This window comes from Cupriavidus sp. USMAA2-4 (genome assembly GCF_001854305.1).
GTDB classification, from domain to species: domain Bacteria; phylum Pseudomonadota; class Gammaproteobacteria; order Burkholderiales; family Burkholderiaceae; genus Cupriavidus; species Cupriavidus malaysiensis.
The window spans coordinates 848,486-866,935 of record NZ_CP017749.1 but is presented as its reverse complement, the minus strand read 5'-3'; the positions used below and the strand labels follow the sequence as shown (position 1 = coordinate 866,935).

Sequence of the window (18,450 nt, the reverse complement as noted above, 5' to 3'; positions counted from 1 at the left end):
TATAAAACCATTCCATGAACCTTCCCCATGCAGCGTGCCCCATGACTCCGATCACCATCGAACGCATCGAAACCCGGCTCGTCGACCTGCCGACGATCCGCCCGCACAAGCTTTCGGTGGCGACCATGCACGGCCAGACGCTGATGCTGGTGACGGTGGTGTGCAGCGACGGCGTGACGGGTATCGGCGAAGGCACCACCATCGCCGGCATGGCGTATGGCCCGGAAAGTCCCGAGGCGATGAAGCTCGCGATCGACACCTACTTCGCGCCGGCCATGATCGGCCGGGACGCGACGCGCATCCAGGCGCTGATGGACTTCGTCGGCAAGCTGGTGAAGGTCAATCACTTCGCCAAGAGCGCGCTCGAGACGGCGCTGCTCGATGCGCATGGCAAGCGGCTGGGCGTGCCGGTGAGCGAACTGCTCGGCGGCCGCCGCCGTGAGCGCCTGCCGGTGGCATGGACGCTGGCCTCCGGAGATACCGCGCGCGATATCGACGAGGCCGAGCGCATGCTGGCCGAGCGCCGGCACAAGGTCTTCAAGCTGAAGATCGGCGCCAAGGCGATCGATGCGGATATCCGCCATGTCGCCGCCATCAAGCAGGCGCTCGGCGAGCGCGCGGCGGTGCGCGTGGACGTGAACATGGCCTGGAGCGAGACGCAGGCGGCGCAGGCGATTCCGGCCCTGGCCGACGCCGGCTGCGAGTTGGTCGAGCAGCCGGTCGCCTCCGCCGCGGCACTGGCGCGCCTGATGCGCCGCTACCCCGTCGCGCTGATGGCCGACGAGATCCTGCAGGGACCGGAGAGTGCTTTCGACATCGCGCGGCACCATGGCGCCGATGTCTTCGCGATCAAGATCGAACAGAACGGCGGGCTCTTCGCCGCGCAGCGCGTCGCCGCGATCGCCGATGCGGCAGGCATCGAGCTGTATGGCGGCACCATGCTCGAAGGGGCGTTCAGCACGGTCGCCTCCGCGCACCTGTTCGCGAGCTTCGCCAACCTGCAGTGGGGCACCGAACTGTTCGGGCCGTTGCTGATCACCGAAGAGATCCTGGCGAAGCCGCTGGACTACAGCGACTTCGAACTGACCGTGCCTGACGGCCCCGGCCTCGGCATCGAGCTGGACGAAGACAAGGTCCGGCGATTCACCCGCGACGGGCTGACCAAGGTGACCCGCTGATCCCGTTCGCGCGCAAGAAGATTCCGGTGACACCGTGGTGTCGCCAGCCGTCGCCGACCCGCGGCGACGGGCCTTGAGCCGGCGAAAGGCGGCTCGTTCGGGGAGGAGCATGCCCCGAGCCATGTTTTCCCCCAACACAAGTGGAGACACCGACCATGAGCGTCAAAGTATTCGATACCCAGGAAGTGCAGGATCTGCTGAAAGCGGCGTCCAATCTCGGCGGCGACAAGGGCAGCGCCCGCTGCCAGCAGATCGTCCACCGCCTGCTGAGCGACCTGTTCAAGGCCATCGACGATCTCGACATCACGCCCGATGAAGTCTGGGCCGGTGTCAACTACCTGAACAAGCTGGGCCAGGACGGGGAAGCGGCGCTGCTCGCGGCCGGCCTCGGCCTCGAGAAGTACCTCGACATCCGCATGGACGCCGCCGACAAGGCGGCCGGCCTCGATGGCGGCACCCCGCGCACGATCGAGGGACCGCTGTACGTGGCCGGCGCGCCGGTGCGCGACGGCGTGTCGCGCATCGATCTCGATGCCGACGCGGACGCGGGCCCGCTCGTCATCCGCGGCACCGTCACCGGCACCGACGGCAAGCCGGTCGCCGGTGCGGTGGTCGAATGCTGGCACGCGAACTCGAAGGGCTTCTATTCGCACTTCGACCCGACCGGCGCGCAGACTGACTTCAACCTGCGCGGCGCGGTCCGCACGGGCGCTGACGGCAAGTACGAATTCCGCACGCTGATGCCGGTGGGCTACGGCTGCCCGCCGCAAGGTGCCACGCAGCAGCTGCTGGACGGCCTCGGCCGGCATGGCAGCCGTCCGGCACACGTGCACTTCTTCGTCACCAGCGAGGCGCACCGCAAGCTGACGACGCAGTTCAACATCGAGGGCGACCCGCTGATCTGGGACGACTTCGCCTACGCCACCCGCGAAGAGCTGATTCCGCACGTGGTCGGCAAGACCGGTGGCACAGCGCTGGGCATGAAGGCCGATGCCTACCAGGACATCGAGTTCGACATCGTCCTGACGCCGCTGCTCGAGGGCAAGGACAACCAGATCGTCCATCGCCCGCGCGCATCCGCAGCGGCCTGACCGCTGCGACCCACCGTATCGCCGCTGGCGCGCGATACGGCCAGGCCGGGCGGCGCGCTGGCGCCGCCGCCCGGATCCCCCCCGCGAGAATCATTCGACACCGATGCAGGAACTCCATGCAGGGCTTGGGGTGCGCATAGGAGGAGGAACCATGTCCGCCATCATCGAAAAAGCCAAGCAACTGGAGCATCTGCTGTCTGCCGCCGTGCAGGACGACAGGCAGGCCGGTGTATTCCGCTGCCGCCGCGACATCTTCACCCACCCGGACCTGTTCGAACTGGAGATGAAGCACATCTTCGAGCGCAACTGGGTGTACCTGGCGCATGAGAGCCAGGTCCCGGACAACAACGACTACTACACGACGTGGATCGGCCGGCAGCCGATCGTCATCACGCGCGACAAGACCGGCGAGCTGCACGCGGTCATCAATGCCTGCGCGCACAAGGGCGCGATGCTGTGCCGCCGCAAGCACGGCAACAAGGGTAGCTTCACCTGCCCGTTCCACGGCTGGACCTTCTCCAACACCGGCAAGCTGCTGAAGGTGAAGGACGAGAAGACGACCGAGTATCCGGTGCAGTTCAACACGCACGGCTCGCACGACCTCAAGAAGGTCGCCCGCTTCCAGAATTACCGCGGCTTCCTGTTCGGCAGCCTCAGCGATGACGTGCAGCCGCTCGAGGAATACCTCGGCGAAGCACGCGTGATCATCGACCAGATCGTCGACCAGGCGCCGCAGGGTCTCGAAGTGCTGCGCGGCAGCTCCTCGTATATCTACGAGGGCAACTGGAAGATGCAGATGGAAAACGGTTGCGACGGCTATCACGTCAGCACCGTGCACTGGAACTATGCGGCGACGATGGGGCGGCGCAAGGAAGAGGGCACCAAGGCTGTCGATGCGAACAGCTGGAGCAAGTCGGTCGCCGGCGTCTACGGCTTCGAGCACGGCCACATCCTGCTGTGGACCCGGACGATGAACCCGGAGGTGCGGCCGGTCTACCGGCAACGGGAGGAGATCCGGGCGCGCGTGGGCGAGGTCAGCGCGGAATTCATCGTCAACCAGACGCGCAACCTGTGCCTGTATCCGAACGTGTTCCTGATGGACCAGTTCAGCACGCAGATCCGCGTCGTGCGCCCGCTCAGCGTGGACAAGACGGAAGTCACGATTTTCTGCTTCGCGCCGAAGGGGGAAAGCGAAGCCGACCGCGCCACCCGCATCCGCCAGTACGAGGACTTCTTCAACGTGTCCGGCATGGGCACCGCGGACGACCTCGAAGAGTTCCGGGCCTGCCAGGCCGGCTACGCGGGCTCCACGGCGATGTGGAACGACCTGTCGCGCGGTGCCCCGCTGTGGGTCGAGGGGCCGGACGAGAACGCCAGGAAGATGGGGCTGAAGCCGCTCATCTCGGGCGAACGCAGCGAGGACGAAGGGCTGTTCGTGTGCCAGCACGAATACTGGGTGCGGGTCATGCGCAACGCCCTGAAGACGGAACGCGAGGAGGCCTTGTCATGAGCTTCGACTACCGCACCATCTGCGCTGCGCTGTACCGCGAGGCACGCCTGCTCGACGATCGCGAGTGGGACGCATGGCTGGCCTGCTATACCGAGGACGTCACCTACTGGATGCCGGCCTGGGACGACGACGACCGCTTGACCGACGATCACGAGCGCCAGATCTCGCTGATGTACTACCCCGACCGGGGCGGTCTGGAGGATCGCGTGTTCCGCATCAAGACCGAGCGCAGCAGCGCTTCGACGCCGGAGCCGCGCACCGGCCACAACGTCACCAATGTGGAGGTGCTGGCCGAGCGCGGCGACGAGGTCGACGTGCGCTACAACTTCCACACACTCAACCACCGCTACCGGGTCACCGATCACTTCTTCGGCACGATGTTCGTCACGCTGCGCAGGGTCGGCGACGACCTGCTGATCTCGTACAAGAAGATCGTGCTGAAGAACGACTACATCCGCCAGGTGCTCGACGTCTATCACGTCTGACGCCGATCGATTCCGTACTGAAAGGAAATGGAGGAGCTTCCATGTCCAGCTACAACATTGCATTGAACTTCGAGGACGGCGTTACCCGCTTCATCGAATGCAAGGCCGGCGAGAAGGTGCTCGATGCCGCCTTCCGCGCCCGTATCAACCTGCCGATGGATTGCTCCGACGGTGTGTGCGGCACTTGCAAGTGCCGTGCCGAAAGCGGCAGCTATGACCTTGGCGATGACTACATCGACGACGCGCTGAGCGAGGATGAGAAGCACGACGGCCTGGTGCTGACGTGCCAGATGGTGCCGCACAGCGATTGCGTGATCGCTGTGCCGACCTCATCGACCGCATGCAAGACCGCGCACGGCCGCTTCAGCGCGACGGTGTCGAAGGTCGAGCCGCACCACGATGCGGCGATCGTGCTCGAGCTCGACATGGACGCGGGCGCGCCCGAGTTCCTGCCGGGGCAGTACGTCAACATCGACGTGCCGGGGAGCGGCCAGCACCGTTCGTACTCCTTCTCGTCGGCGCCGGGCGAAGCGAAGGTCAGCTTCCTGATCAAGAAGATCCCCGGCGGCGTGATGAGCACGTGGCTGGAAGCCGCGCAGCCGGGCCAAAAGCTCGATCTGCACGGGCCGCTCGGCAGCTTCTACCTGCGCGACGTGCGCCGGCCGCTGCTGTTCCTTGCCGGCGGCACCGGCCTCGCGCCCTTCCTGTCGATGCTGGAAGTGCTGGCGCGCGCCGGTTCGCAGCAGAAGGTCCACCTGATCTATGGCGTGACGCGGGATCTCGATCTCGTGCAGGTCGGTGCGATCGACGCGTTCGTCGCCAGGCTGCCGAACTTCAGCTACGCGACGGTGGTCGCCGAGGAAGCCTCCCGCCACCCGCGCAAGGGCTGGGTCACGCAGCATATCCCGGCCGACGCACTGAACGACGGCGATGTCGACGTCTACCTGTGCGGGCCGCCGCCGATGGTCGATGCGGTGCGCAAGCACTTCGACGACAACGGCGTGAAGCCGAACAGCTTCCACTACGAGAAGTTCACGCCCAACGCGGCACCCGGCGTGTCTTCCAAGGCGGCCTGATCATGCAGCGCTTTTCAGGCAAGACCATGGTGGTCACCGGAGCGGCCCAGGGCATCGGCCGCGGTGTCGCGCTGCGCGCCGCCGCCGAGGGCGCCTCGGTGCTGTTCGTCGATCGCGCCGAGTTCGTAGCCGACGTGGCGGCCGAGGCGGCCGAGGCCGTCGGCGGGCGCACGGCTGGATTCGTGGCCGACCTCGAAACCTATGAAGGCGCGCGGGCCGCGATGGCATTCGCCGGGCAGCGCTTCGGCGGCATCGACATCCTGATCAATGGCGTCGGCGGTGCGATCCGCATGCGCCCGTTCGCCGAGTTCGAGCCGGCGCAGATCGACGCGGAGGTGCGCCGCTCGCTGATGCCGACGCTGTACAGCTGCCACGCAGTGCTGCCGTACCTGCTTCAGGGCGGCGGCGGGACCATCGTCAACATCTCGTCGAACGCCACGCGCGGGATCCGGCGCGTGCCGTACTCGGCCGCGAAAGGTGGCGTCAACGCGCTCACACAGGCGCTGGCGATGGAGTACGCGGAGCACAATATCCGCGTCGTCGCGACCGCGCCGGGCGGCACCCAGGCGCCGCCGCGGCGGATCCCGCGCAATGCCGCCGGCGACAGCGAGCAGGAAAAAGCGTGGATGAACGAGGCCGTGCAGCAGGTGATCGGGTCGACCTTCCTCAAGCGCTACGGCAGCCTCGACGAGCAGGTCGCGCCCATCCTGTTCCTTGCTTCCGACGAGGCCAGCTACATCACCGGCAGCGTGCTGCCGGTCGCGGGCGGCGACACCGGCTGAACGGCGGGCGTGCGGCTTTGGCCGCGCGCTCCGCCACAACGGCGAAGTCGCCGCCGCGGTGGCACTGCAGGCGCGCTCGCGCCGCTGCGGCCGGCCCCGCCCCGCCTACGCTTGCGGCGGCTTGCCGGCGCGGTCGCCGGGCGTCTGGTACTCCATCGCGCCTTCGTCGTAGAGATCGTAGATCAGGCGCAGCATGCGTTCGATGTCCTCGGATTCGTCGAGCATGCGCATGCTCATGATGATCGGCGACACCAGCTTGTCGTCGTCGAGGTCCTTGTAGGCAATGTCGTCGCGTTTCAGGCCGTACACGCTCTTCGGCACGATCGATACACCTTCGCCGGCGGCGACCAGCCCGAGCGCGATCTGCAGTTCACGGGTCTCCAGCACGCGCGAGGGCTTGAGCGCGCGGTCGTGAAAGGCGGCCAGCACCTGGTCCGCATAGCTCGGGCGCGGGGACTTCGGAAAGATGATCAGGGTCTCCTTGAGCAGGTCGCGCAGCGACAGTGCCGCCTTCGCCTCGCACAGCGGATGGCCGAGCGGCAGCGCCACGATCATGCGCTCCTCGCGCAGCACCACGCGGCGGATGCCCGGATCGTCCAGGCGGATGCGCCCGAAGCCGACATCGATGCGGCCCTCCTTGAGCGCCGCGATCTGGTCCATCGTCGACATCTCGTGCAGGCTCAACTCGACCTCGGCATGCAGCTGGCGGTAGCGGCGGATGATCTTCGGCAGCATGCCGTAGAGGGTCGAACCGACGAACCCGACCGACAGGCTCCGCTCGATCTTGCCGACACGGCGCGCCATCGATTCGAGTTCGTCCATCTGCGCCAGCAGCTGCGCCGCGTGCTGGTAGAAGAAGCGCCCGGTCTCGGTCAGCTTCAGCGGGCGCGAATTGCGCTCGAACAGCTGTGCGCCGAGCAACTGCTCGAGCTGCTGGATCTGCCGGCTCAACGGTGGCTGGGCGATATGCAGGCGTTGCGCCGCGCGGGTGAAGCTGCGCTCTTCGGCGACCGCAACGAAATAGCGCAGGTGGCGTAGCTCCATGTTCCTTGCCGTTCAATGGGGACGCGATGCCAGGCCGGCGTGCAGAGCAGTGAGCGGGTGCCGCTGAACCGATTGCCGAATGCCGATTGCCGATCGCCGGCACATTCTACTTGACGATCGGTGGGCGCTGCGGCGGCCTTTCGTGGCCCATCGGACGCAATGTCTCGCCGCGGTCATGTCGGGACCGGTCGGCTCCGGTCGGGTCCGGTCGGGTCCGTTGCGCGGCAACACCGGCAACGTCGCCGCCTGGCTCCGCCGCCGTCCCTCGCCCCGCCGCCCACTACGCCAGGTGCACGCCGAAGCCGCTGCGCCCCGGCGCGATCTCCTCGCGCAGGGTCAGCGCCGGAATCTCGTAGTCCCCGCCATTCTGCCGCCGGAAGGGAATCGGCTGCGTCTCGAACAGGGTGTCGAGCCGTTCGCCCAGCGCCGCGCTGGCGGCATCGAAGCCGGCCGCGTCGACGCGGCTGCTGCGGTGGATGACGAAGGGCGGCAGCACGTCGAAGCCGGGGTAGAACAGCACGCCGTGCTGGATCGGGAACAGCACGTCGTCGAGCGGGCCGTTGATGCCGCGCGGGCCGAAGTGCGAGTCCCAGGCGCCGGTGGTGACCATCAGCATGGCGCGCTTGCCGGCCAGCGTGCCTTCGCCGTAGCGGTTGCCCCAGTGCGTGTCTGAGTGCTCGCCGACGCCGTAGGCGAAGCCATAGGCGTAGACGCGTTCGACCCAGCCCTTGAGGATGGCCGGCATCGAGAACCACCACAGCGGGAACTGCAGGATCACCGCATCGGCCCAGCGCAGCTTGTCCTGCTCGCGGGCGATGTCTTCGCTCTGCCGGCCGTTCTCGAAGGCACGCTTGGAGTCGAGCGAGGGGTCGAAGCGCGGGCCGGCCGCGCCGTCGAGGCTGTCGGCGGCATCGAGCGTGGCCTTCCAGCGCATGGCATAGAGGTCGGAGACCTGCACCGTGTGCCCGGCCGCTTCGAGGCGGCGCACGGCGAAGTCCTTGAGCGAGCCGTTCAGGGAGCGGGGTTCGGGGTGGGCGTAGACGATCAGTACGTTCATGGTGGGCTGCCGTTGCGGGAGCGGAGAGTCGCGATAGCCGCAGCATGCGCCGCCCCCAGGTATATTGGAAATGAATTTCCAATATTCCAGGTATTTCCATGAATAATCTCAGGCGGCTCGATCTGAACCTGCTGGTGACGCTGGACGTGTTGCTGTCCGAGCACAACGTGACGCGCGCGGCGCAGCGGCTGCACTTTTCGCAGCCCTCGGTCAGCGTGCACCTGGCCAAGCTGCGCGAGCTCTTCGACGACCCGCTGCTGTTGCCGGGCCCACGCGGCATGCGGCCGACCGCGCGCGCCGAGTCCCTGCGCGAGCCGCTGCGCGAGGCGCTGGCCGCGCTGGAGCGCGCGGTGGCGGCGGACAGCCCCTTCGATCCGGCCCAGGCCGGCCACACCTGGCGCCTGGCCGCCACCGACTACATGGAGTCCACCCTGGTGCTGCCGGTGCTGGCGCGCCTGCGCGTGGAGGCGCCCGGGACCCGGCTGGCCGTGCTGGAACTGGTGCCGGCCAAGGTGGCGCGTCAGGCGGAGCAGGGTGAGATCGACCTCGCCTTCCACACCACCGAGGGCGCGCCGCCCGCCCTGCACCGGCGCGCGCTGTTCAGCGAGCGCTATGTGCTGGCCGGGCGCGCCGGCCATCCGCGCCTGCGGCGCCGGCCCACGCTGGCGCAGTTCTGCGCGCTCGACCACGTGATCGTGTCGCAGGACGGCGGCGGCTTTCGCGGTGTCACCGACGAGGTGCTGGCGGCGCGCGGCCTGACGCGCCGCGTGGCGCTGTCGGTGCCGCATTTCCTCTTCCTGCTGTCGGCGCTGGCCGGCAGCGACCTGGTCGCCATGGTGCCGGAGCGGCTGGTGCGCGGCGTGCCGGCGCTGCGGGTGGTGGAGCCGCCGGTGGAGGTGCCGGGCTTCGAGATCTCGATGTTGTGGCCGGAGCGCGTGCACCGCGACGCGGCCCACCGGTGGCTGCGGGACCTGATCGTGGCGGCGGTGTAGGGCGCGCGCCGTTCAGTGCGGCGCGGGCGGCGGCGCGGTCGATCCGCGCACGATCAGTTCGGGTACCAGCTCGACGGTGACGGGCGGCGATGCCGGCGCGCCGATCTGCTGCAGCAGCAGGCGCGCGGCGTCTTCGCCCATCTGGTGCACGGGAATGCGCACGGTGGTCAGCGGCGGCGTCAGCGCGTCGACGAAGGGCATGTCGTTGTGCCCGACCACCGAGATGTCGGCGGGGCAGCACAGCCCGTGCTCGCGCAGGTAGTCGTAGCAGCCCATGGCGATCAGGTCGTTGCCGGCGGCGATGGCGGTCATGCCGGGAAAGTCCGCGAACAGGCGCGCGCAGGCCTGGCGGCCGGCCTCGCGCGAGTAGCTGTCGGCTTCCACCACCTGCCACGCCTCGCGGCGCAGGCGATGCCGGCGCACCGCCTGCAGGAAGCCCTCGCGGCGCTGGTAGCCGGTGGAGAGCGCGGCCGGCCCGGCGATGTGGCCGATGCGGCGGTGGCCCAGCGCCACCAGGTGGTCCACCGTGAGGCGCATCGCCAGCAGGTTGTCGCTGACCACGCAGGAAGCGCGCCCCGCGTCCTCGCCGCGGTTGATCATCACGGCGGGGATGCGCTGCTTGAGGCAGTAGTCGAGGATCGGGTCTTCCCGTTCGGCCGTGGCCAGCAGCAGGCCCTCGACCTGGCGTCCGACCAGCTGGTCGATGACGAAGCGCTGGCGCACCTTGTCGAGGCCGGCGTTGACCACGATCGGCACATAGCCCTGCTGGGCCAGCACGGCTTCGATGCCGGCCAGGATGGGCGGGAACACCGGGTTGGCGATGTCGGGCAGCACCACGCCCACCAGGCCGGAGCGCTGCGTGCGCAGTCCCGCCGCGATCCGGTTGGGACGGAAGCCGCGCGCCTCGGCCACCTCCAGGATGCGCGCCGCGACGTCGTCGGCCACCAGGTGCCGGGTGGCCGGATTCATCACGCGCGAAACCGTCGAGTAATGGACGTTGATCTCGGCGGCCAGGTCTTTGAGGGTCAGGCGTTTGCGCTCGGGCATGGCGGCGGGATGGGGGATGCGGTGCGGCGGCGGCGCGGGTTGGCGGATCCGCCATTCTAAGCCAGCACCGGGCCGCCGCCACGCGCGGGGACCGCTTTCCGCCCGCCGCCAGCCCCCTCCTGTGCCTGACCGTGCCTTACTGCCCACCGCGGATGCCGGCCTGCCGTACCACCGGCGCCAGCCGGGCGACTTCGCTGCGCAGGGTGGCGGCGAAGGCCTGCGGGGTCGAGCCCCTGGCCTCGGCGCCCTGGGCCGCGAGCCGCTCGCGCACGTCCGGCGCCACCAGGGCCTTGGCGATCTGCGCATTGAGCGCATCGACGATCTCCTTGGGCGTGCCTGCCGGCGCCAGCACGCCGAACCAGGAGTCGAAGGCGTAGCCGGGCAGGCCGGCCTCGGCCACGGTGGGCAGGTCCGGCAGGGTGGCGGCGCGCTGGGCGGTGGCCACCGCCAGCGCCCGCAGTTTGCCCTGGCGCACGAAGGGCATGGCCGAGACGGTGGGCGCGAACATGAAGTCCGCGCGGCCGGCCATGATGTCGGTCAGCGCCTCGCCGGTGCCCTTGTAGGGAATGTGGAGGATGTCGATGCCGGCCTGCAGCTTGAACAGCTCGCCGCTCAGGTGGGTCGAGCTGCCGGAGCCGGCCGAGTCGAAGTTGAGCGTGCCGGGCCTGGCCTTGGCCGCGGCCAGGATGTCGCGTACCGAGTGGTAGGGGCCGGTGGCGTTCACGACCAGGACATTGGGCACCGTCGCCACCATCGATACCGGGGCGAAGTCCTTCAAGGTGTCGTAGGACAGGCGCGGGTAAAGCGTGGCATTGATGGCGTGGCCGATCGACACCAGCGCCAGCGTGTAGCCGTCGGGGGCCGACTTGGCGACGATGGCGGCGCCCAGCGTGCCGCCGGCGCCGGGCCGGTTCTCGACGATGACGGTGTAGCCGCCGCCCTCGCCGATCTTGCTGCTGAGGATGCGGGCCAGGATGTCGGTGGCGCTGCCGGCCGAGAACGGTACCACCAGCCGGATGGGTTTGCTGGGGTAGGTGCCCTGTGCGCGCGCGGCGGGGGCCGGCGCCAGCAGCGCGGTCGTGGCCGCGGCCAGGGTCAGGGTCGAGGTCAGGGCGGTGCCGGCGGCGCGCAGCCTGGGGAACAGGTATTGCAGCATCTCTTGTCTCCTTGGTGGGGTGGGGCGCGGCGCGTCCGCGGTGGCGGACGCGCCGGCGAGGGCCGGGCCCGGTCTGCGCCGGGCTCCGGCCGCCTCACGGATAGGGCATGGCCAGCAGCAGCAGGGCGGGCCGGTTGCCCGGGTTCGAGACTTCGCGTGCCTCGCCCGGCGCCAGCCGCACCGAGTCGTACTGATGCAGCGTGACGGTCTCGTCCGGCGTGCGCAGGCGCACCTCGCCCTCCAGCACGACGTAGTGCTTCTCCAGGGGAGAGGCGTCCAGGGCGGTGTGCCCGCCCGGCAGCAGCACCGACACGCCCATCCACAGGGCGTCGGAGCGGCCCGCCTCGTGCCCCTGCAGGCGCAGGCAGTGCATGCCGGTGTGGTGCGGCGGGAAGTAGGCCGGTGCTTCGGCGAAGCGGGTGACGTTCATGGCTTGAGCACCACGCGTTCGGGCGCACCCTGCAGCACCGCGCGATAGGCGTCCTTGGCCTGCCCGAGCGCGAAGGTGTAGTCCTGCAGCACCGGGAAGGGACGCAACGCCCCGCTGGCGAACATCGGCGCCAGCTGGTCGAGGATGCAGGCGCCGGCGGCGCTGTCCAGCGCCAGCGTGTCGACGCCGGCATAGGTGTGCTGGCCGCGGTAGAAGGCGAAGATGTCGAACGGCACCGCGCGCTCGATGGTGGAGATGAAGACCTGGGCGGCACCGATCGCCATGGCCTGGTTGGCCTGCTCGAAGTAGGGGCTGCCGACTGTGTTGTAGACGATGTCGGCGCCATGGCCGCCGGTCTCGTCGCACACCACTTCGGCGATGCGCTCGCGGCTGGCGTCGATCATCCGCACCGGCCCGCTGGCATGGCCGCGATAGGCCTCGGCGGTGCGCTCGACGGCGAACACGCGCGCGCCCAGCGCGGTGGCGATCTGGATCGCTGCCTGGCCGACCTTGCCATTGCCGCCGCAGACCAGCACGGTGCTGCCCGCGCCCGGCATGCCGGCACGGCGCAGCCCCTCGTAGGCGGTGATGAAGGGCACGCCGACGGCGCCGGCCTCCTGCAGCGAGAGTGTCGCCGGCTTCTCGCGCACCGACTCCACCGGCAGGCGCAGGTAGCGCGCATGGCTGCCGTCGCGGCGGATGCCGAGTTCGCCGCCGCTGCCCCAGACCGCGCGGCCGAGCAGCGCGGCGGGACCCTCGACCACGGTGCCGGCGAAGTCGCGTCCGGGCGTGCGCGGCCACACCGCGTGCGGCATCAGGCCGAGCGTGGCCTTGACGTCGCTCGGGTTGACGCCGGCGCTGGCCACTTCGATCACGCACTGGCCGTGCTGGGCGGCCGGGCGGGGCAGGTCGAGCAGGTCGAGCTGCAGGGAGTCGATATCGGAAGCCTTGCGGCTGACTTGGATGGTGTTCACGGGCTTTCCTGTCGGACTTGGGTTTGGGGTGTGGGTGCCGTATGCGTGCGTGCGGCGCGCTTCAGGCGTCGCGCAGGCCGAGGGTGCGGCGGGCTTCGGCGGGCGAGGCGATCTCGCCGCCGAGCGATTCGACGATGCCGCGCGCCTTGGCCACCAAGGCCGCGTTGTCGGGTGCCAGCACGCCCTTCTCGAGGTAGAGGTTGTCTTCCAGCCCGACCCGCACATGGCCGCCGGCGAGCCAGGCCTGGGCCACCATCGGGAACTCGGCGCGGCCGATGCCGAAGGCGGACCAGTGGGCGCCCGGCGGCAGCATGTTGCGCGCGTAGAAGACGGTCTCCGGCGTGGCGGCGAAGCCGTACTTGACGCCCAGCACGAAGGTCCACAGGCCGGGGCCGTCGAGCACCCCTTCGCGCTGCAGGTCCAGCGCCAGGTTGAGGTCGCCGGAATCGAAGATCTCCAGCTCGGGCATCACGCCGGCTGCGCGGATCACCTTGGCCATCTTGCGGACGTTGGCCGGGGTGTTGATGACGACGTCGCCGCCCGAGTTCATGGTGTTCAGGTCGAGCGAGCAGACGTCGGGGCGCAGCGCCGCGATGTGCTCGACACGCTTGGCCGGGTGCAGCAGCGTGGTGCCGGGCGCGGCCACGCGCGGCTCGTCCTCGCTCGGCACGAAGCGTCCGCCGGGGCCGGTGGTGAGGTTGATGATGAGCGTGCGGTGGCGGCGGCGGATGCGGTCGATGACGTCGGCGTAGTAGTCGAGCGACATCGAGGGCCGGCCGGTCTCGGGGTCGCGCACGTGGATGTGCGCGGCGGCGGCGCCGGCCTCGGCGGCTTCCAGCGCCGCGTCGGCGATCTGTGCCGGCGTGACCGGCAGGCCGGGGTGCTGCTCGGGCGTGACGATGTTGCCGGTCACGGCGCAGGTGATCAGGGTTTTGCGTGCATGCATGGGGCGTGGGTGCGTGATGTCCGGGGGGCGGGGGGGCGTTCAGCCGAGCAGGCGGCCGCCGTCGACCACCAGGGTGGTGCCGGTGGCGAAGCGCAGCGTGGTGGCGCAGGCGGCGATGGCCTCGGCCACGTCCTGGGCGCGGCCGATGCGCTTGAGCGGCGTGGTCTTGGCCGCGCGTTCGTTGAAGGCGGCGTCGCGGCCCGGCACGAAATCGGTGTCGACCACGCCGGGCGAGACGTTGAGCACGCGGATCTCCGGTGCCAGCGCCCGGCCCAGCGACATGGCCATGGCGTCGAGCCCGGCCTTGGCGGCGCAGTAGGCCACGTTGCTGCCCTGGCCGTTGCGGCCGGCGATCGAGCCCACGTTGACGACCAGTCCGTCGCCGCCGGCGCGCAGGTGCGGCGCGAAGGCGCGGATGGCGGCGAACTGGCCGCGCCAGTTGACCGCGAACAGTTCGTCGATCAGGTCGTCGTCGAGGGCGTCCAGGTCGGCATGCGGGACGGCGCGCGTGAAGCCGGCGGCATTGACCAGGATGTCGATGCGGCCGTAGTGGTGCAGGACCGAGGCGGCCAGTTCGCGCAGCGAGGCGCTGTCGCGGATCTCGGCGCTGGCGGCCAGGTGGTTGCCGGCCGGCAGCGCCGCCGCCGCGCTGGTCGCGCCGTCGTGGTTGCGCCCGGCCAGCACGATGCTGGCGCCGAGGCGGGCCAGCGCGTCGCCGGCGGCGAAGCCGATGCCGCCGGTGCCGCCGAGGATGACGGCGACCTTGCCGGAAAGAGGAGAGAGGCTCATGGTGTGGTGCGCGATGACAGGGTGGATGGGAAGGGATGGCAAGCGTGCAGCGGCCGTTCAGTCGATCGGCGGCTTGGGGAAGGTCGGCGTGCCGGGTTCGAGCGCGAAGTCGAAGTCCAGCGTGTCGTAGGGCGCGGGCAGCTCGCCCCAGGGGCTGCGGCCCTGCTCCACATGGTCGAGCCGGCCCACCAGCTGACGGTGCACGCCGAAGGTCACATCGCCTTCCAGCGCCGGCGCCTCGTCGGCGAAGACCTGGGTGACCAGGGTGCGGTAGCCCGGCGCGGCGACGATGAAGTGGATGTGGGCGGGGCGGTACGGATGGCGCTGCTGCGCCGCCAGCAGCGTGCCCACCGGGCCGCCGGTCGGTACCGGATAGCCGGCCGGGCGCACGGTGCGGAAGTGGTAGCGGCCGTGGGCATCGGTGTGGAAGCGCCCGCGCAGGTTGCGGTCGGGCTGCGACGGGTCCTGGTTGTCGTACAGGCCCACCGGCGATGCCTGCCAGACCTCCACCAGGGCACCGGCCAGCGGCGTGCCGTCGGTGGCGCGCACCGTGCCGCTGACGAACAGCGGCAGGCCGGGCGCATCGTCCTGGACCACGCAGTCGCCGCAGTCGTAGGCCGGCGCGTTGGCGCGGTAGAACGGTCCCAGCAGCGCGCCGGGCGTGCGGCCGTCGCGGGTGCTGTTGTTCATCACCGTGACCAGGGTCGACAGCCCCAGCACGTCCGCCGCCAGCACCACTTCGTTATTGGTGGCATGGGTGGCATGGCCGAGCGCGGCGACGAATTCCAGGCCCCGCTCGAACTCCTCGTCGGTGGGCCGGACCTCGCGCAGGAAGTCGTGCAGGTGCCGCACCAGCGACGCCATCACGAAGCGCAGGCGCGGGTCGGACGTGCCTGCCATGGCGGCCTCGACGATGGGCGTCACCGAAAACTCGTCCTCGATCAGCGCGAGCGCTTCGTCGGCGCGGGATGTCTTGTCGTGAACTGCTGTCTCCATCACTGCTCCTTGCAAACGTTTGCTGCAAACGTTTGCAATCATAGCCGGGGAATCGCAATGGTCAAGGGAAACTTGTGCCGTGGCACCGTGCAGGCTGCGGCAGGAGCCGCGGAAATCCAATGAAAACAAGCCATTACCGCATCTGCGGGCGTGTGCTTGATACCCGCCGGAAGCGGAGGGTGGCGCATGGCCGTTGCCAGGATCGGCGGGCACGGCGGGCAGGCCGCCGGCGTGCCTTGCGGTAATATCTGCGGCGCCGGCGGCCGCTGAAGCCGTGCCGCGCCCGATCCCTGCGAGCTCCCATGTCCTTCTCCAAACTCTCGCTGGCCCGCCGCCTGCGCCTGCAGCAACTCGCCATCTTCGACACCGTGGTCGCCACCGGCTCGCTGCTGGCGGCGTCGCGCGAGCTGCATATGACCCAGCCGGCGCTGACCAAGGCGGTGCAGGAACTGGAAGAACACATGGAGCAGGCGCTGTTCGTGCGCACCCGGCGCGGCGTGGAACTGACCGATTTCGGCCGCATGATGCACGGGCACTGCCGTTCGCTGCTGGCGGGGGTGCGCCTGCTGGCCGACGACCTCAATGCCTGGAAGGCCGGGGTATCGGGGCAGGTCATCGTCGGTTCGCTGCTGGTGGCCTCGGCGCGCCTGCTGCCCAAGGCGCTGGTGCGGCTGCGCGCGCTGGCGCCGGATGTGGTGGTGGAGGTGCGCGTGGGCGGCAACGAGGCCATGTTCGAGGCGCTGGTGCGCGGCGAGCTGGACGTGATGGTGGGCCTGCTGCCGGCGCAGCCGGGCGATCCGGCGCTGGAGCACGTGCCGCTCTTCGAGGAGAAGCTGTGTGCGGTGGTGGGGCGCCACCATCCGCTCGCCAGCGAGGTGGCGCCGGCGCTGGCGCAGCTCGAGCACTACGACTGGATCCTGCCGACACCGGAGTCCGACGCGATGCCGGCGGCATTGCGCTTCTTCGAGGCGTTGGGCATGAAGCGGCCGGTGCGGGTGATCGAGTCGGTTTCGATCCTGACCAATCTCGGTCTGCTGATCCAGTCCGAGATGATCGGGGTGATGCCGTTCTCGGTGGCCCGGCAGTTCGTCCAGGGTGGCTTGCTGAGCGTGCTGCCGCTGGGCCATGGCAGCGTCTTCGGCACCATCGGCTATACCCTGTGCAAGGGGCGCGAGCCGTCGCCGGCGGCCGAGCGCCTGCTGCAGGCGCTGCGCGAGGCCGCCGAGCCGTAGCCGGGCCGGGTCGTGCCGGCGCGCCGCAGCGCTGGTATTCCTGCTCCTTATACGAACGCGCGAGGATTTCATTATCCGGCGCGCGGCCCGCTCCCTAGAATCCTTCCGTGCCCGTCAGCCGGAGCCCCCGGCCGCGCGAGGCCGGCGCGGCCATCGTGGACGGCGCCATCGGAGGAGACCATCTTGTCGCGATTCAATCTACCGGCGTCGCTGCGGCCGACGCGCAACTATGTGGGCGGCGAGTTCGTCGAAACCGGGCGGACCTTCAGCAACCTGTGCCCGGTGGATGGCCATGAGCTGGCCCAGGTGCACGAGGCCGACGCCGCGCTGGTCGACCGCGCCGTGCGCAGCGCGCGCGCGGCCATGGCAGGGCCCTGGGGCCGCTCCCATGTCGAGGAGCGCGCGCGCCTGCTGCATCGCGTGGCCGACATCATCGAGCGCCGCTTCGAGGACTTCCTTGCCGCCGAGGTGGCCGATACCGGCCGCCCGCTCGGCCAGGCGCGCCAGCTCGATATCTACCGCGGCATCCACAACTTCCGCACCTTCGCCGACCTCGGCAAGCTGGCCCATACCGACTTCTTCGAGACCCGGCTGGGCGACGGCACCGAACTGATCAACTACACCAAGCGCAAGCCGCTCGGCGTGGTCGCCAGCATCTCGCCGTGGAACCTGCCGATCCTGTCGCTGACCTGGAAGGCGGCGCCGGCGCTGATCTGCGGCAATGCCATCGTCTGCAAGCCGTCCGAGGAGACGCCGTCGACCGCCACGCTGGTGGCCGAGGCGTTCCACGAGGCCGGCGCGCCGGCCGGCGTGTTCAACGTGGTCCATGGCTTCGGCCCCGGCTCGGCCGGCGAGGCGCTGACCACGCATGGGGGTGTCGACGCGGTGACGTTCACCGGCGAGTCGCGCACCGGTGCCGCCATCATGAAGGCGGTCGCCGACGGCGTGAAGGAGGTGTCGTTCGAGCTGGGTGGCAAGAATGCCGCCATCGTGTTCGCCGACGCCGATTTCGACGCCGCCGTGGAGGGCATCGTGCGCTCCAGCTTCACCAACGCCGGCCAGGTGTGCCTGTGCACGGAGCGCGTCTACGTCGAGCGTCCCCTCTTCGAGCGCTTCGTCGCCGCGCTCAAGGCGCGCACCGAGGCGCTGCAGGTGGGCTGGCCCGACCAGCCCGGGGTCTTCATGGGCTCCTTGATCTCGCACGGCCACCGCGACAAGGTGCTGTCCTATTTCGATCTCGCCGTGCAGGAGGGCGCCACTGTCGTCACCGGCGGCCGTGTGCCGCAGTTCGGCGACGCGCGCGACGACGGCGCCTTCGTGCTGCCGACCATCTGGACCGGCCTGGCGGACGACGCGCGCTGCATGCGCGAGGAAGTGTTCGGCCCGGTCTGCCACCTGGCGCCGTTCGACAGCGAGGACGAGGCGATCCGCCGCGCCAACGACAGCGCCTATGGCCTGGCGAGCAGCGTGTGGACCACCAACCTGTCGCGCGCGCACCGCGTGACGGCGCGCCTGCACGTGGGCATCGCCTGGGTCAATACCTGGTTCTCGCGCGACCTGCGCACACCGTTCGGTGGCAGCAAGCTGTCGGGCATGGGGCGCGAGGGAGGCCGCTACTCGCTGGACTTCTACTCCGAGACCACCAACGTCAGCATCAAGATCTGA

18 protein-coding genes are annotated in these 18,450 nt (G+C 69.6%); 9 read left to right on the top strand and 9 right to left on the bottom strand.

Annotation, left to right across the window (positions count from 1 at the left end; all coding sequences use genetic code 11):
- The first annotated feature begins 41 nt into the window (after window positions 1-41).
- From BKK79_RS23975 to benD, 6 genes are all read left to right on the top strand, one after another.
- On the top strand, window positions 42-1,178 hold the full coding sequence (locus BKK79_RS23975; RefSeq protein ID WP_071018057.1) for a muconate/chloromuconate family cycloisomerase: 1,137 nt from the start codon (window positions 42-44) through the stop codon (window positions 1,176-1,178).
- A 155-nt stretch (window positions 1,179-1,333) separates the two neighbouring features.
- Window positions 1,334-2,269, top strand: coding sequence for a catechol 1,2-dioxygenase (gene catA / locus BKK79_RS23970; protein WP_071039058.1), 936 nt, complete (start codon window positions 1,334-1,336; stop codon window positions 2,267-2,269).
- Window positions 2,270-2,420: 151 nt separating this feature from the next.
- Window positions 2,421-3,779 carry a Rieske 2Fe-2S domain-containing protein gene (locus tag BKK79_RS23965; protein ID WP_071039056.1) on the top strand — a complete coding sequence of 453 codons (1,359 nt, stop codon included), beginning with the start codon at window positions 2,421-2,423 and terminating at the stop codon, window positions 3,777-3,779.
- A complete protein-coding gene (benB, locus tag BKK79_RS23960) occupies window positions 3,776-4,264 on the top strand; it encodes a benzoate 1,2-dioxygenase small subunit (protein WP_071018062.1) in 489 nt (162 codons plus the stop codon). The genes BKK79_RS23965 and benB overlap by 4 nt, the downstream gene beginning before the upstream one ends.
- A gap of 41 nt (window positions 4,265-4,305) precedes the next feature.
- Window positions 4,306-5,340 (top strand): benzoate 1,2-dioxygenase electron transfer component BenC, encoded by a 1,035-nt coding sequence (gene benC, locus BKK79_RS23955; RefSeq protein WP_071039054.1) that lies wholly within the window; start codon window positions 4,306-4,308, stop codon window positions 5,338-5,340.
- Window positions 5,341-5,342: 2 nt separating this feature from the next.
- Window positions 5,343-6,122, top strand: a complete 780-nt coding sequence (benD, locus tag BKK79_RS23950) for a benzoate diol dehydrogenase BenD (protein ID WP_071018065.1) — start codon at window positions 5,343-5,345, stop codon at window positions 6,120-6,122.
- 105 nt (window positions 6,123-6,227) lie between these two features.
- Here benD and BKK79_RS23945 read toward each other — a convergent pair whose 3' ends face one another.
- Entirely contained in the window at window positions 6,228-7,166 is a 939-nt protein-coding gene (locus BKK79_RS23945; RefSeq protein WP_071039052.1) for a LysR family transcriptional regulator, read from the bottom strand.
- Window positions 7,167-7,446: 280 nt separating this feature from the next.
- Entirely contained in the window at window positions 7,447-8,223 is a 777-nt protein-coding gene (locus tag BKK79_RS23940) for an NAD(P)H-dependent oxidoreductase (protein ID WP_071039050.1), read from the bottom strand.
- A gap of 98 nt (window positions 8,224-8,321) precedes the next feature.
- Here BKK79_RS23940 and BKK79_RS23935 point away from each other — a divergent pair, with 98 nt between their 5' ends.
- Window positions 8,322-9,215 (top strand): LysR family transcriptional regulator, encoded by an 894-nt coding sequence (locus tag BKK79_RS23935; RefSeq protein ID WP_071039048.1) that lies wholly within the window; start codon window positions 8,322-8,324, stop codon window positions 9,213-9,215.
- A 12-nt stretch (window positions 9,216-9,227) separates the two neighbouring features.
- Here BKK79_RS23935 and BKK79_RS23930 read toward each other — a convergent pair whose 3' ends face one another.
- From BKK79_RS23930 to BKK79_RS23900, 7 genes are all read right to left on the bottom strand, one after another.
- On the bottom strand, window positions 9,228-10,262 hold the full coding sequence (locus BKK79_RS23930) for a LacI family DNA-binding transcriptional regulator (RefSeq protein WP_071018075.1): 1,035 nt from the start codon (window positions 10,260-10,262) through the stop codon (window positions 9,228-9,230).
- A 136-nt stretch (window positions 10,263-10,398) separates the two neighbouring features.
- Window positions 10,399-11,418, bottom strand: coding sequence for a tripartite tricarboxylate transporter substrate binding protein (locus BKK79_RS23925; RefSeq protein WP_071039045.1), 1,020 nt, complete (start codon window positions 11,416-11,418; stop codon window positions 10,399-10,401).
- Between the two features lie 94 nt (window positions 11,419-11,512).
- Window positions 11,513-11,848: a cupin domain-containing protein gene (locus BKK79_RS23920; RefSeq protein ID WP_071039043.1), complete on the bottom strand. Its 336-nt coding sequence runs from the start codon at window positions 11,846-11,848 to the stop codon at window positions 11,513-11,515.
- A complete protein-coding gene (locus tag BKK79_RS23915; protein WP_071039041.1) occupies window positions 11,845-12,822 on the bottom strand; it encodes a quinone oxidoreductase family protein in 978 nt (325 codons plus the stop codon). Before BKK79_RS23915 ends, BKK79_RS23920 begins: the two co-directional genes overlap by 4 nt.
- Window positions 12,823-12,883: 61 nt before the next feature.
- On the bottom strand, window positions 12,884-13,768 hold the full coding sequence (locus BKK79_RS23910; RefSeq protein ID WP_071018078.1) for a 3-keto-5-aminohexanoate cleavage protein: 885 nt from the start codon (window positions 13,766-13,768) through the stop codon (window positions 12,884-12,886).
- Window positions 13,769-13,807: 39 nt separating this feature from the next.
- Window positions 13,808-14,557: an SDR family NAD(P)-dependent oxidoreductase gene (locus BKK79_RS23905; RefSeq protein WP_071039039.1), complete on the bottom strand. Its 750-nt coding sequence runs from the start codon at window positions 14,555-14,557 to the stop codon at window positions 13,808-13,810.
- Between the two features lie 57 nt (window positions 14,558-14,614).
- Window positions 14,615-15,553 carry a dioxygenase family protein gene (locus BKK79_RS23900; RefSeq protein ID WP_071018081.1) on the bottom strand — a complete coding sequence of 313 codons (939 nt, stop codon included), beginning with the start codon at window positions 15,551-15,553 and terminating at the stop codon, window positions 14,615-14,617.
- 302 nt (window positions 15,554-15,855) lie between these two features.
- On the opposite strand from BKK79_RS23900, the gene BKK79_RS23895 reads away from it, so the two are divergent.
- The gene (locus tag BKK79_RS23895) at window positions 15,856-16,785 is read left to right on the top strand and encodes a LysR substrate-binding domain-containing protein (protein ID WP_071018083.1); all 930 of its coding nucleotides are present in this window, start codon (window positions 15,856-15,858) and stop codon (window positions 16,783-16,785) included.
- Window positions 16,786-16,968: 183 nt separating this feature from the next.
- Window positions 16,969-18,450: a 2-hydroxymuconic semialdehyde dehydrogenase gene (locus tag BKK79_RS23890; protein ID WP_232346435.1), complete on the top strand. Its 1,482-nt coding sequence runs from the start codon at window positions 16,969-16,971 to the stop codon at window positions 18,448-18,450.